Annotated in this window: 14 protein-coding genes and 1 other annotated feature; of the genes, 6 read left to right on the top strand and 8 right to left on the bottom strand. The window is 40.8% G+C overall.

Annotated elements, in window-relative coordinates; genetic code table 11:
• Nucleotides 1-52 precede the first annotated feature (52 nt).
• Nucleotides 53-736 (bottom strand): YjjG family noncanonical pyrimidine nucleotidase, encoded by a 684-nt coding sequence (locus P0G38_RS02175; protein WP_016612934.1) that lies wholly within the window; start codon nucleotides 734-736, stop codon nucleotides 53-55.
• A 14-nt stretch (nucleotides 737-750) separates the two neighbouring features.
• On the bottom strand, nucleotides 751-1,467 hold the full coding sequence (locus P0G38_RS02170) for a 16S rRNA pseudouridine(516) synthase (protein ID WP_008379390.1): 717 nt from the start codon (nucleotides 1,465-1,467) through the stop codon (nucleotides 751-753).
• Nucleotides 1,468-1,767: 300 nt separating this feature from the next.
• Between P0G38_RS02170 and P0G38_RS02165 the strand changes: the two genes are divergently transcribed.
• From P0G38_RS02165 to P0G38_RS02155, 3 genes are all read left to right on the top strand, one after another.
• Nucleotides 1,768-2,382: a 50S ribosomal protein L25/general stress protein Ctc gene (locus P0G38_RS02165; protein ID WP_015510436.1), complete on the top strand. Its 615-nt coding sequence runs from the start codon at nucleotides 1,768-1,770 to the stop codon at nucleotides 2,380-2,382.
• Between the two features lie 317 nt (nucleotides 2,383-2,699).
• Nucleotides 2,700-3,017, top strand: coding sequence for a DUF960 domain-containing protein (locus tag P0G38_RS02160; protein ID WP_005227922.1), 318 nt, complete (start codon nucleotides 2,700-2,702; stop codon nucleotides 3,015-3,017).
• A gap of 248 nt (nucleotides 3,018-3,265) precedes the next feature.
• Entirely contained in the window at nucleotides 3,266-4,312 is a 1,047-nt protein-coding gene (locus P0G38_RS02155) for a helix-turn-helix domain-containing protein (RefSeq protein WP_016609904.1), read from the top strand.
• A 38-nt stretch (nucleotides 4,313-4,350) separates the two neighbouring features.
• Here P0G38_RS02155 and P0G38_RS02150 read toward each other — a convergent pair whose 3' ends face one another.
• From P0G38_RS02150 to P0G38_RS02125, 6 genes are all read right to left on the bottom strand, one after another.
• Nucleotides 4,351-5,205 carry a MetQ/NlpA family ABC transporter substrate-binding protein gene (locus P0G38_RS02150; protein ID WP_010749087.1) on the bottom strand — a complete coding sequence of 285 codons (855 nt, stop codon included), beginning with the start codon at nucleotides 5,203-5,205 and terminating at the stop codon, nucleotides 4,351-4,353.
• Nucleotides 5,206-5,249: 44 nt separating this feature from the next.
• A complete protein-coding gene (locus P0G38_RS02145) occupies nucleotides 5,250-5,936 on the bottom strand; it encodes a methionine ABC transporter permease (RefSeq protein WP_081116877.1) in 687 nt (228 codons plus the stop codon).
• Nucleotides 5,929-6,963, bottom strand: coding sequence for a methionine ABC transporter ATP-binding protein (locus tag P0G38_RS02140; protein WP_005227918.1), 1,035 nt, complete (start codon nucleotides 6,961-6,963; stop codon nucleotides 5,929-5,931). The genes P0G38_RS02145 and P0G38_RS02140 overlap by 8 nt, the downstream gene beginning before the upstream one ends.
• Before the next feature lie 71 nt (nucleotides 6,964-7,034).
• Nucleotides 7,035-7,284: a binding site (T-box leader), on the bottom strand.
• A 77-nt stretch (nucleotides 7,285-7,361) separates the two neighbouring features.
• Nucleotides 7,362-7,700: a glycine cleavage system H family protein gene (locus P0G38_RS02135; RefSeq protein ID WP_010749086.1), complete on the bottom strand. Its 339-nt coding sequence runs from the start codon at nucleotides 7,698-7,700 to the stop codon at nucleotides 7,362-7,364.
• Nucleotides 7,682-8,059, bottom strand: a complete 378-nt coding sequence (locus tag P0G38_RS02130) for an arsenate reductase family protein (RefSeq protein WP_010749085.1) — start codon at nucleotides 8,057-8,059, stop codon at nucleotides 7,682-7,684. Before P0G38_RS02130 ends, P0G38_RS02135 begins: the two co-directional genes overlap by 19 nt.
• 9 nt (nucleotides 8,060-8,068) lie before the next feature.
• On the bottom strand, nucleotides 8,069-9,253 hold the full coding sequence (locus tag P0G38_RS02125; RefSeq protein WP_010749084.1) for an FtsW/RodA/SpoVE family cell cycle protein: 1,185 nt from the start codon (nucleotides 9,251-9,253) through the stop codon (nucleotides 8,069-8,071).
• A gap of 453 nt (nucleotides 9,254-9,706) precedes the next feature.
• Between P0G38_RS02125 and P0G38_RS02120 the strand changes: the two genes are divergently transcribed.
• From P0G38_RS02120 to P0G38_RS02110, 3 genes are read left to right on the top strand one after another with little or no spacing between them, the layout of a single operon-like run.
• Complete coding sequence (locus tag P0G38_RS02120) at nucleotides 9,707-11,650, top strand: BglG family transcription antiterminator (protein WP_275853938.1); 1,944 nt, start codon at nucleotides 9,707-9,709, stop codon at nucleotides 11,648-11,650.
• A gap of 2 nt (nucleotides 11,651-11,652) precedes the next feature.
• Nucleotides 11,653-12,108, top strand: a complete 456-nt coding sequence (locus P0G38_RS02115; protein ID WP_005233600.1) for a PTS sugar transporter subunit IIA — start codon at nucleotides 11,653-11,655, stop codon at nucleotides 12,106-12,108.
• Nucleotides 12,109-12,123: 15 nt separating this feature from the next.
• Nucleotides 12,124-13,461: a PTS galactitol transporter subunit IIC gene (locus tag P0G38_RS02110; RefSeq protein ID WP_010749081.1), complete on the top strand. Its 1,338-nt coding sequence runs from the start codon at nucleotides 12,124-12,126 to the stop codon at nucleotides 13,459-13,461.
• Nucleotides 13,462-13,469 lie beyond the last annotated feature (8 nt).

Genomic DNA, 13,469 nt, shown 5'->3' with positions numbered 1-13,469 from the left:
CACTGGTTCTATTATAGCGAAAATTCGGCAAATTACTACTGTTTCTGTAGAATCAGTGCTGCAATAAAGGAAGTAATTGCTGCAAACGTTCGATCTCAAAGGTAGGCTGAATCTCACCACTGTTTTTTTTCTTTGGATTAAACCAAATCGTGTCGATCCCTGCCAATTGTCCGCCTAAGATATCTGAAGTCAGTGAATCGCCAATAATGACTGTTTCTTGTTTTTTAACGTTTGGTATGCGGGCAAACACGTAGTCAAAATATTCTTTCATTGGTTTTTGATAACCCGTGTCTTCTGAAACAAAAATATCACGGAAATAGGGCTTCAATTTGGCATCTTCCAAGCGACGGTACTGGGTTTCAGAAACCCCGTTCGTAACCACGTATAGGTCAAAATGCTGCGCCAACTCCGCTAAGATCTCATCACTGTTGTCTAACAGTTTATGTCCTTCATTTAGAAATTCTCGGTACGCCAATTCAACTGCTGGACTATCGACCTGAATGCCTTGCGTTTCAAAAAACAAGCCGAAACGCTCATTGATGACTTGGTCTCTCGTGATTTTCCCTTGCTCAAACTGCTGCCACAAATCATGATTGATCGTTTGATAGCTTTGTTTGCGCTCTGGAGTCATTTCCAAGCCATGAGCTTCAAACAGTGCTTTTAAGGCTTGATCTTCGGTATCTTGAAAGTCGAGGATCGTGTCATCGACATCAAATAATAATGTTTTATACTTCATTTTCTCCCTCTTTCTCAGCGGAAATGCGCCGCCAGTCCTTTTAATTCTTCTTGCGTCAGCGAGCGATAACTGCCCACTGCTAAATCATCTGGTAGAACCAGCGAACCCATCGCTGTTCGTTTCAGCTGAATGACTTTTTTCCCTCGGGCTAAAAACATCTTTTTCACTTGATGGAACTTGCCTTCAGCAATTTCTAACGAAACAAAGGAATGATCTGCTCGGGCATCGATGATCGTTAGGGCAGCTGGTTTGCAAGTGACACCACCATGAAAGGTGATCCCTGCAGCAAATGCCGCCACATCCTCAGGAGTCACCAAGTCATTGACCACCACTTCATATCGCTTGGTCACCTTTTTGGTGGGATGCAGCAAGTCATAGCCTAACTGACCATTCGTCGTAACTAATACCAACCCTTCCGTGTCCCGATCCAATCGACCGACGGCATAAAGATCAGGATGTTGATCTTCGGGTGCAATCAAAGCGATCACTGTCTGGTGCTGTTGATCCAGATTGGCTGTAACGACACCCTTGGGTTTGTTGACGATATAATAGCGTTCCTGTGTTTCCAACTGCCGCCCCGCAACCATGATTTGATGCAAGCTGCTATCGACGTTGCGCTCGGGCCTTCGCTCAATCCTATGATCCACAAAGACTTTTCCTTGCTGAAACAACCGTTTCATCTCTTTCCGGGATGTATTCAATTGTTGCTCGATCACTTTATCTAAACGCATAAATTTTTCTCCATAGTGGCTATTATAGCTTAGGATCTAGCGAAAGGAAACTGCCAGGATTTCAAATGATTTGACTTTCTTTGTCTTTTTGCGTAAGGTTAAAGAGTAAAGTAAATATAGTTTCTCATACACAGCGTTATGACCTGGTGGAGAAAAGTTGAACCAAAACTTTCTGGGGCAGTTGTGTACACAACTGCCCTTTTGCGTGTTTTCACTCACGTACCACTTAATGTGCAGAGTTAACAAAATTTGCTTAAAAAATCTCGTTACTAACGAGAAAATTTTAGGAGGAATTGAGTTATGTCAGTATCATTAGAAGTTACGAAAAGAGAAGTTCGCCCACGTTCTTTACGGAACAAGTTGCGTCACGAAGGAAAAGTACCTGCAATTGTCAACGGGTACAAAGTAGAAAGCACACCGATTGCTGTCAATGCAGCAGAATTAGAAAAAATCTTGCGTGAAAATGGATTGAATACCGTAATCACGATCAGTTTAGAAGGCAAAAAAGTCAATACACTGATCAAAGAGTATCAATCAGATACCTTCACACGCAATTTAACCCACGTTGAATTCCTATCTGTCGATATGAATGAAGAAACAGAAGTAGAAGCAGAAGTAACCTTAATTGGCGAATCTGCTGGTGTCAAAGCTGGTGGTGTTCTAGCACAAAACTTGTATACAGTCGTTGTATCAGCAACACCAGACAAATTGCCTGAACGTGTTGAGATCGATGTGACGTCATTAGAGATCGGCGATTCATTAACAGTGGCTGATCTGCCTAAGAACGACGAGTACACGATCGTGACCGATCCAGAAGAACAAATCGTTGCGGTTACTGAACCACAAGAAATCACTGAAGATGAAGAAGCTGGCGAAGCTGCTGAACCAGCAGTTATCGGTGAAGACGAAGAATAATCATAGAACATCGTTCTTAAGATCGCGTCTTCAATCAACAGACACTTCTGAGAAATGCAAGACTCTTGAAGGGCTTTTCCTTTAAGAGTCTTTTTTCATTCTTACGAAGAGCTGGTGAGCTGCAACTGACTATTTTCCACTGAAAGACGCCATGGGAAAGCTTGGTCCAGCCAACCCAACAAATTTTTAAGAAAATAGTTAAAATGCGTCGCTGACCAAAAAGAAAAGCAGAAGTAGTTGCATTTTTGACGGTTCTTCATTATGATAAATAGACAAATTTGATGTTATTGGCAAGCCTACTTGAAGGAGGGGTTTTTATGTTTGAAACATTTGATGATCACCGCAGCCGCTACGCTTCTGGCGGGATTGTTCAAACACTGCCTGGCGAACTGATCGATAGTATTTGGTTAATCATCGATCTCGATTTAAAAGGGTTTATTCCGTTGACAAATCTGCTCACCTTTGAAGTCCAAAACAATCACGGTCGTGTCACACTGCTTTTTTCTCAAGCACAAAGTCAAATCGAACTCGGTGTTGATCTACCGTACCGGTATTCCGACCTGTATCCCCAAAAAGTCTATGTGTATGACGATGGGCAGCGGCAAACGATTTTATTGCCTAGCGAGACTCGTTAACAGCGCTTCGTATTTCTCTTTTTATAACGTTACTTACATAAAAAACCACCCTTTTTATTTTAAAGGGTGGTTTTTTTTGATTTCTTCCTCTCATTTAATTCTATAATATACAGGGTTCGAGGAAGCAACCAATGAATCCCCCGTTTTTTATTACGTTTTATTGACTATTTTTTGTGTGTTAAAATAACGTGTGAAGTTCCCTTATAATAAGGACAGTTGCAAAATTCAGCTGAAAGAGGTGCCTGGTTTTGAAAAATATCCTTGAAAAAGATATTATGCAAATGCTGCGTCTGTCCACGATGCTCTTGAGCGAAAATCCCCTTCCTTTGAATAAAGCTGCTGCCGATCAAAATCTTTCCGTCAAAACGATCCGTCGGCTACTGTCCAGTTGTTTAAACGAGGACCCTTCCTTCCATTATGATGTGCAGCAAGGACACATTCGTGCCTTTCATGATTTGCAGCAGCCCCTAGCCAGCAAAAACTTCCCCCATACAGAAATGCTTGCTGCATTGTTTAATAAAAGTACAAACTATCAGTTGCTCTTGTTACTGTTAAAAATGCCTACCATTTCCTTTGCAGACCTCCACAAGCGGTATTACCTGAGCCCCTCCAGTTTGCATCGGCGCTTTTTGTCCTTTTCCTTTTTTTTGGCACCTTATCATCTAAGGATCGACCGTCGCAGTTTTCCTTTGATTACTGGCAATGAACGGCAACTGCGCTATGTGATTTTTCGACTCACCCTCTTAGCAAGCCCGACGCTTTCTTCTAATCAAGCGTTTCAAGAACTGAAGCAGATTCATCAGTTGCGGGCAAACGCTTTTTATCCCAACACCCCCGCCACGTTTACTCAGCAAGTTTATCCAACATGTTTTGTGCCGCGTTTTTATTTAGTTGGTGAACGCAGCTATTTATTTTTGTGGCAACAGCTGCTAGCACTGGAGCCTTTTTATGTGCCAACAGAAGAAGCCTTCCTTTTGCGACGAATCATCACGCCGATTTTGTCGGAGCATCCGCTCCAGCAGCCATTAGAAGTGCTTTTGTCGAAAATTTTCCAAGCCCATCTTTTGGGCGCCTTACTGGAAGGCAATTTATTTGTCTATCCGCCACTAAATCCTTGCCTATCTGAACGTTCCCAACGCTTGGTCCAGGCTTTTTTGACTCAGCTTCCCCATTACGAAAAACTCTTAAAAAAGCATCCCGAGTTGCCCTTACTCTATGAATGCATTTGGCAAGAGCTCTCTTTTTTCCAACCGATCATTGCCTTTCCGAAAAAAAAAGAGCGTCCGCTTAAGTAGCGACACGCTCTTTTGAGGTTCATTTAGTTGGCAGTGAATTATTTTGCGTCAGCATCAACGATTTTCACTGAACCTTGCCATTGTTCTTCCACAAAGTCTTTGATTTCGTCTGAATGCAGCACTTCGATCAATTTCTTGATTTTGTCGCTATCTTCGTCGCCACTGCGGACAGCGATCACGTTGACATAAGGCGAATTATCCGCTTCTAATAAAACAGAATCATCCGCTGGGTTCAAATCGATCCCGAATGCGAAGTTCGCATTGATGGCAATTAGGTCTGCTTCGTCGTTTTGATAAGCAGTCGCCAAAAGAGATGGATCGACGTCATGTTTAAATTCTAAGTTTTTCGGATTTTCAGCAATATCATCAAAGGTTGCCGTTTCTGTATCAACGCCGTCTTTTAAAGTGATCAAGTCAGCATCTTGTAAAATCGTTAGGATACGACCCCAGTCAGATTCAGAAGTGGAAGTAAGAACCGTTGCACCATCTTCTAGTTCTGAAATATCAGAGATTCGTTTTGAGTAAAGACCCATTGGCTCGATATGGATCGCACCAGCATTGACAAAATCATAGCCATTGTCTGCGATTTGTTTGTTCAAGTAAGGAATGTGTTGGAAGTAATTGGCATCGATATCGCCATTTTCCAATGCTTTGTTTGGCAACACATAATCATCGAAGGTTTTGATTTCAAGATCAATGCCTTCTTCTGCTAGTAAAGGTTTGGCTTGTTCTAAAATTTCCGCATGAGGCGTAACTGATGCACCGATCACTAATTTTGTTGATTCTCCCTCAGCAGCAGATGAGTCAGAGCTTCCTGAATTTGAACCTGTGCCACAAGCAGCTAAAGCGGCAGTTAACAATAAGGTTGTTGCAATACCAAAAATCTTTTTCATATCCATTTCCTCCCATATTTTCCACTTTTTGTTCTTCGTTTCATTTACCGTTTATCGGTGGCTTTCGCAAGGAAATCGCCGATTCCTTGGATAATGAAAACGATAATTAAAATAATCACTGTTGCAACAAGCGTAACAGTGTAATTCCCACGTTGAAATCCTTCTTGCCAAGCCAAAGCGCCTAGCCCACCGGCACCGATCGCGCCTGCCATGGCAGTATAACCAATCATTGAGATCGTTGTGACCGTCAGTCCTGAAATCAATGCTGGAACACTTTCGGGAATCACGATCTTGTAGATGATCTCCCAGTAACTAGCACCCATCGCTTCCGCTGCTTCAATCACACCAGGATTGACTTCACGAAAAGCAATTTCCACCATCCGAGCATAAAACGGTGCCGCCGATAAAACTAATGCTGGGATCGCTGCTTTTGCCCCTAGGAATGAACCGACTAATAATGTTGTAAACGGAATGATCAAGACCATCAAAATCATGAATGGCGTTGAACGAAAGGCGTTACTGATGATGGAAACCACGTTATAGAAAATGTTGGCTCCCGCTGTTTGTTTACGCCCTAGTGAATAAAGCGCCAATCCCAGAAGCAAACCGATCACGACCACTAAAACCATGGAGAAGAAAGTCATAAACAAGGTGTCTAGGGTTGCTTGCTGCATATTGGTCCAGTCGACCTTTTCAAAATTAAAATAGGTTTCTACAAATGACTTATCCACGTTCAATCACCTCCACGCCTACTTGCTGCTCTTTGAAAAAGGCGATCGCTTTTTCGATCTCACTTGCTTCACCTGTCAATAAAACCGTCAAGCCGCCAAAGGATCCCTCATTGGTTTGTTGGATCTTTCCGTAAACGACATTGACATCGATCTGGAAGCGACGGATTGCTTGTGAAATCACTGGTTCATTGGCGTTGTCTTGTGTAAAAGTCAAGGTCACTAAATGCCCTTGCGGATTTTCTCGTAGGAAGGCTTGCCGTAATTCTTCAGCATCTTCTTCTGGCTCCAAATCTTGCTGAACAAAACGTTTGGTCACTTCCTGCTGTGGGTTACGGAAAACCGATTGCACTGACCCTTCTTCCACGATCTGCCCATGCTCCATCACCGCGACCTTATTACAGATTTTGCGAATGACGTTCATTTCATGGGTAATCAGGACGATTGTCAAATGCAATTTTTTATTGATGGAAAGCAAGAGATCCAACACTTCTTCTGTTGTTTGTGGATCTAACGCACTCGTTGCTTCATCACACAGCAAAATTTCTGGTTCATTCGCTAATGCACGAGCAATCCCGACTCTTTGCTTTTGTCCGCCAGACAATTGTGCCGGATAGGCATTCTCCCGTCCTTCCAACCCAACTAATTTAATCAGCTCTTGCGCTCGTTGACGGCGTTTTGCTTTTTCAACGCCAGCCAACTCCAATGGCAATTCAATGTTTTCCGCCACCGTTCGAGACCATAAAAGATTAAAGTGCTGAAAAATCATGCCGATTTTTTTGCGGAAGTTTCTCAATTCTTTGTTTTTCAATGCCAAAATGTTTTGACCGTTAATGACTACATCTCCTGCTGTCGGCAATTCTAAGCCGTTCAACAAACGTACTAATGTACTTTTCCCAGCACCAGAGTAACCGACGATTCCGTAGATATCGCCTTTTTCCACTTGCAGTGAAACATCATTGACGGCGTGGACAGCCGTTTGCTTTTTGCCGAATGACTTTTTTACATGCGACAATTCGATTAATGCCATGTTATTCCCATCTTTCCTCTTTGGTTGGTTAAACACAAAAAAAGCTTTCATCCTCTGTACATTATACTGTTACAAAGGACGAAAGCACAACTTCCGCGTTACCACCTTGATTTACTGTCGATTCGCATCAACAGCCTCGCTCAGTACTTGAATTGCTTCGCATACTGCTGCACTGTAACGGGTGCCTCCCGTGATAGGCTTGTTTCCACTCACCTATCATGCTCAAAGACCATCTTCCATCCTCTCTCCGTTGCCCATTTGCACCAAACAGGGCTCTCTGTGTACGTTAAGAACATGTACTCTTCTTTTCAAAGCATTCATTTATTGAGCAAATTATAGCAACGTCTTATCCGACTGTCAATTCTTTTTGAAAAAATAGTCGTTTTTACAGGTTTGACTTACAAGGCTTCAAATTGACTTGGGTCAACCTCTTTGAAGCTGACCAGCCAAGCGTTCATCTCGTCTTCATCATTTAAGGTATCAATCGATTGATCGATTTTTTCATTTACGGAAGAAATCACGCCCGTCAATGGACTTGGAAATTCACTGACTGCTTTTTCCGCTTCAAGCTCAACAAGGGTCTCTCCTTGTTTTAAAGCAGTTCCTGCTTTTTGAATCGAAGCAAACGTGACCGCACCAAGTTCTTCTTGCGCTTCTTTTGTTAAACCGACACAATATTCTTTCCCGTTAAACAAAACCCACAAATTATCTTTTTTTCTTAAGCATTTCTTTTCCATGATTCTAGTAAGACTCCTTCATATTCATTTTCTTTAAATCCATTAATCAAAAAGCGGTCGCCGCTAACCAGCAGTGGGCGCTTGATCAACATACCATCGGTTGCCAGCACATCGGCTGCGTCTTGGGCAGTCATGGTCGGCACTTTTTCTTTTAATTGCAATTCACGGTATTTCATGCCGCTTGTGTTAAAGAAACGGGTTAACGGTGCTTCGCTTGATTGGATCCAAGCCAGCAATTGTTCCGGTTGAGGCGGTGTAGCTACCATATCGATCGCTTCAAAGGGAATCTCGTGCTCTTCTAACCAACGCTTCGCATTTCGGCATGTACTGCATTTTGGGTACCAATAAAATGTAATCATGTGAACTCCTTAAAGTGTTTTTGGTGCGGTCTCAGCTTGATAGCGCATCGATAAAATCAAACCGATCCCAATCATATTGCTTAATAGGGCAGATCCTCCTTGGCTGATAAACGGCAGTGGAATCCCCGTCAACGGTAAGAGACCGATGTTTGCGCCAATGTTTTCAAACACATGGAAGAGAATCATCATAATGATCCCAGTTGCCAAGTAGGCATAAAATTCATTGTTAGTATCGAAACATACGCGGATCATTCGATAGATCAAAATAAAATACAATAAAATGACAAACGCGCTGCCAATAAACCCAAAATTCTCACCGATCACCGAAAAAATCATATCGGATTCTCGGACTGGTACATACACATCGCTGACATTGAATCCTTTCCCGAACATCCCGCCAGAGGCGATCGCCATCAGAGCATACGCCAATTGGAAGGATTGCCCTTGGGTATCATGAAAAGGATCCAGCCACGAATCGATACGGGCGAATTGGTATTCTTTAAAGATTCCTGTATTGTACAGAAACTCGCGACCAACATCGGTAGTCACTAAGAAAATCGTTCCACCGCCGAGAATCACAAATGCCGCAATCACTGGAACGATGATTCGCCATGAGATTCCTGACATCAAGAAGACCCCACCGAAAATCGCCAGAAAGACCAACATCGTACCAAAGTCGTTTTGTAAGGTGATCAGGATCAGGACTGGGATCGTGACGGCTAACATTTTTGCAATCAGTAACCCATCTGTTTTCAGATCCCGTTCCCGATGCTTGACATTGTGCTGCGTGACGACTAACGCCAACATCATGATATAGGCGATCTTCATCAATTCTGAAGGCTGCAAGGTAAAGGGACCAAAACTAAACCAGTTTTTCGACCCTGTCGAGGCAGCCATCGTCCGGTTGTAAAATTTCAGCAGCGCCAGCATAACGGCTAGCCCAGCTCCATAAATATAGGGCGTCAATTTCCAGAGCCATTTTGATTTGATCTGCATGATAATGATCACGGCAACAACGCCTAACACATACCATAAAGCTTGAAACCCTAACATTCGCAGCATATTCGGATTATTTGGATCGTGTGTCAGCGCCACATACAGGGACGCCAAACCAATCAGACATAATAAAAATACGGGTAGAATCACACCGTAGTCAATTCGATTATCGTTCGTTTTTATTCGTGAATTTTCCATGTCCACACTCTCTTCTGTAGAATCTTTATCCATTATAGTGATAATTGAGGAGAAAAGAAAGGATTGTCCATGAGCATTCACAAAAAATTTAGAAACTTTAATGATTTTCGGGAAAAGAGGGTTAAAAACAATCCAAAATTGTTTAGAATTACAACGAAATAATCGCTGAATTCGTCCATTCTTCTTATTAATCAAATACCTTATTCTATGTATTCTTCTTTATTTTTGATAAATCTTTGCTCTATGTAACAGAATAAAGCAACTTTAACTCCATGATAGATCCCCGCCTAGTTTCCGTTTCAAATAAATAGCAACAAATGACTACTTTTTACAAAATATAAATTGATATACGACAATCGTATTTACCACATTAATGTGGTAATGAAATGTTATTTACGCCACCATATAATTTCACTAGAATACAATTAAGGAAGCGCTTCCGGAGGTGAACCAATGATTTTAAGTAATCGAGAACAGCTACTGTTGCAATTGCTATTAGAACAAAAGGAGTTTCGCCCTGCCTCTTTTTTTCAAAAGCAGTTAAATGTATCCCAAAAAACAGTTTATAACAATTTAACGACTTTAGAAAAGAAACTAAAAGATTCGGGACTAGCTATCAAAAAAGTACCAAGAAAAGGAATCTTTTTATCTGGTTCTGAATCAGCGAAACAGAATGGATATCGATTGTTAGCAAAAAAAGAGACTAAACTCGAACTATTTTCACCTAATTATCGTAAAATCTTTATTTTCGCTAACTATCTGTTTTCAGCAAAGCCAATGCACTATCAGGAATTCTCTGAATATTTTTATATTAGCAACCAGTCAATAAAGAAAGATGTTGATGAAATCGTTGCTTTCTGTCGATTCCATCACGTATCTACAAAAATGACTACAAGCGGACTCAAACTAACCTCAGTTGAATCTGCTACTCAAAACGTATTCAAATCTTTTTTAGAGAAGTATACCGACGCCAAAGCCAGTGAAAATCTTTTGGTCAACAATCTCTTTGACTCTAAGGTACTCGATTTAACGAAGAAATTTGTCTCAGATATGACTCAAACAATCGGCCATCCAGTCAATAATTATTCTATTGAATCCTTGAAGCTTTCATTGCGAATTTTTCTTTCAAGACTTCTTATAGATAAACACATTGAAAAACAAGAGCATCTAGTATTTGACGAACTTAGACGAATGAAATTCTATATGATCGCGGTTGATTTTTCTGAAATGATCCAACAGCAACTACCTGTTCAATTTAGCGATACAGATATTCAATATGTATGTTCCCTGTTATTAGCACACGGTATCGAACCTTTTGGTCAAATAGATGAGCCTCACGAATCTACTATCACAAATTGTACGAAACAAATTATTCAAAAAATGTCACATATGTTAAACGCAGATCTAACACAAGATAAATTATTACTGCAAACATTATTGGCTCATATCGTTCCCATGATCCATCGATCAAAGACAGGCATTTTATTGAAAAACCCACTGATAAAAAGTATCAAAAAACAATACTCAACAATGTATACATTGACCAAATATGCAATTGGAGATTTAGAGGAGCGATTTCAAATCTTATTAACAGAAGACGAAGTTTCTTTTCTGACGATCCATTTTCAGTTAGCCTTTGAAAAGATAAAAATTACTAACCATATACTAATTGTTTGCCAATCAGGTTTTGCTACATCGGAGTTGATTTTTAACCGTATCAAACAGACGATCGCTGCTGATACCGTATTGGAGATCATTCCTTTAAGTAAACTGGCCAGTACATCTCTTGAGACTGTTGATCTGATCATATCAACTATTCCATTGGACATTACAGCACCGCCAGTTATTTATATTTCGCCGCTTCCTACTACCGAAGAAATAGGAAGAATCTCAGCAAAGATATCTAATCTTAATGAGAATGAGAAAAATTTTTACTCAAAAAAATACCAGAAAACGACTTTATTACAAAAATATTTAGATCCTACTTTCCTTTTTGTCAAAAAAAAGTTTCGAACAAAAAAAGATGTACTGGATTTTTTAGCAGATGATTATCTGAAAAAAAAGCTTGTTACAACAAAATTTAAGCATTCTCTATTTGAACGAGAGGAACTAGGAAGCACTGGATTAAAGACGGGAGTAGCCATTCCACATGCTGATCCACATACAGTGAAAGAAACAAAACTTGCTTTTCTCACCCTCGATGCGCCAATTACTTGGGGAGACACAAAAATCCAACTAATTGTTTTGCTTGCGATTGCTGAAGAAAACATGATCGAGGCAAAAGAGTTGATCGCTTCGATTTACGGATTGTTTAACTCAGCCGAAGAAATTCAATGGATCGTTAATAGTCAAACGCAAGAAGAACTGTATCAAAGATTGTTAAGAGGAGGAAATTGATCATGTTTTTTGATCACCAAATCGTGTTACTTGAAAAAGATTCTAAAACAAAAGAGGAAGCTTTTCGACTATTAGCAGACGAACTCATCAAAACTCATTGTGTAAATGATCAGTTCTATCAAAATATCGTACAGCGAGAAGAAACCTTTCCTACAGGTTTAAAAATTAACGGCATTGGGGTAGCGATCCCACACACGGACAGTAAATTTGTTTTACGATCCCAAGTCGCTTTTATGTCACTTGCCTCTCCCCTTTCATTTATTGAAATGGGTTCACAAGAAAAGAAAATCGATGTATCCCTGTTGTTCATGCTTGCACTGAAGGAACCACATGAGCAATTGGGTATGCTGCAAAATCTTATCTCTATGTTTCAAACACCCGGGGTTTTGGAAGCCCTATCCTCAGTAACGACTAAAGAAGCGTATCTTTCGATTATTGAAAAAAATGGACTGCAATAAAAAGGAGGAACAATTATGTTAAATGCATTACAGTGGTTCGTTGATCTAGGTTCAATCGTTGTTTTGCCGATTTTAATTTTTATTTTTGGAATAATTTTGGGGACAAAACCTAGCAAAGCCTTTACTTCAGCTTTAACTGTTGGTGTTGGGTTTGTTGGATTGAATTTGGTGATTGACCTTCTAAGCAGCAGTTTGGGTCCCGCAGCACAGCATATGGTTGAACGTTTAGGATTAAATTTGACAACGATTGATGTCGGATGGCCTGCCGCAGCGGCAATTTCTTACGGGACGATTTTAGGAAGTCTTGCGATTCCGATTGGTGTGGTCCTAAATGTTCTACTCATCATTTTAGGGCTGACCAAAGTATTGAATGTAGATATTTGGAATATTTGGCACGCAGCCTTCATCTCTTCTCTGATTTATGCCCTCACTGGAGATTTTGCAATGGGAATCGCGGCGACCGTCATCTATTTGATGATGATTCTTTTAATGGGAGATATTTTAGGTCCGATCATTAATAAGTTCTACGGGTTTCCTAATATAACTTTTCCTCATGGTACCGCCGCACCAGGATTCATCTTTGCACTACCGATGAATTGGCTCTTTGATCGTATTCCAGGACTAAAAGATTGGAAAGCAGATCCAGAAACCATTCAGAAAAAATTTGGTGTCTTTGGCGACTCTACTGTTATGGGCTTTTTGATTGGTCTCATCATGGGAATACTTGCCGGATATGACACAGCAGGTGTCGGCCAATTAGCCGTCCAAACAGGCGCTGTGATGGTTTTGATGCCCAAAATGGTGGCTTTACTGATGGAAGGTCTAACGCCTATTTCTGAATCTGCAAATGAATTCGTCAAAAAACGGTTTCCTGGAAGAGAGCTTTACATCGGTATGGATGCAGCATTATCGGTTGGTCATCCAGCTGTCCTATCTTCCTCATTGCTTTTAGTTCCGATCACTATTTTGTTAGCCGTAGTTCTACCAGGCAATACGACCTTGCCTTTTGGTGATTTAGCAACTATTCCCTTTCTGATTTGCTTGATGGCTGCTGTTTTTGGAGGAAACATTATTCGAACAGTAATTGCTGGAACGATTTATATGGTAAGCATCCTATATATTACTTCGTGGGCAGCACCGCTTGTCACTACTGCTGCTCGATCCGCAAACTTTGATCTACAAGGAAACTCTATGATCACTGCTATGGCTGAAGGTGGTTTATGGACCACATTCCTTTATGTCGGCTTAACCAAAATATTAAGCTGGGGCGGTTTAGCCATAATTGGCGTCTCTGTTTTGTTTGGATTGATTTATGTAAATAAAATTCGTCCCAAAAAACAAACATCGAAATAATAGGAGGA

This window comes from Enterococcus casseliflavus (genome assembly GCF_029215545.1).
GTDB lineage: Bacteria > Bacillota > Bacilli > Lactobacillales > Enterococcaceae > Enterococcus_D > Enterococcus_D casseliflavus.
This window is presented reverse-complemented; position numbering and strand designations above follow the sequence as displayed.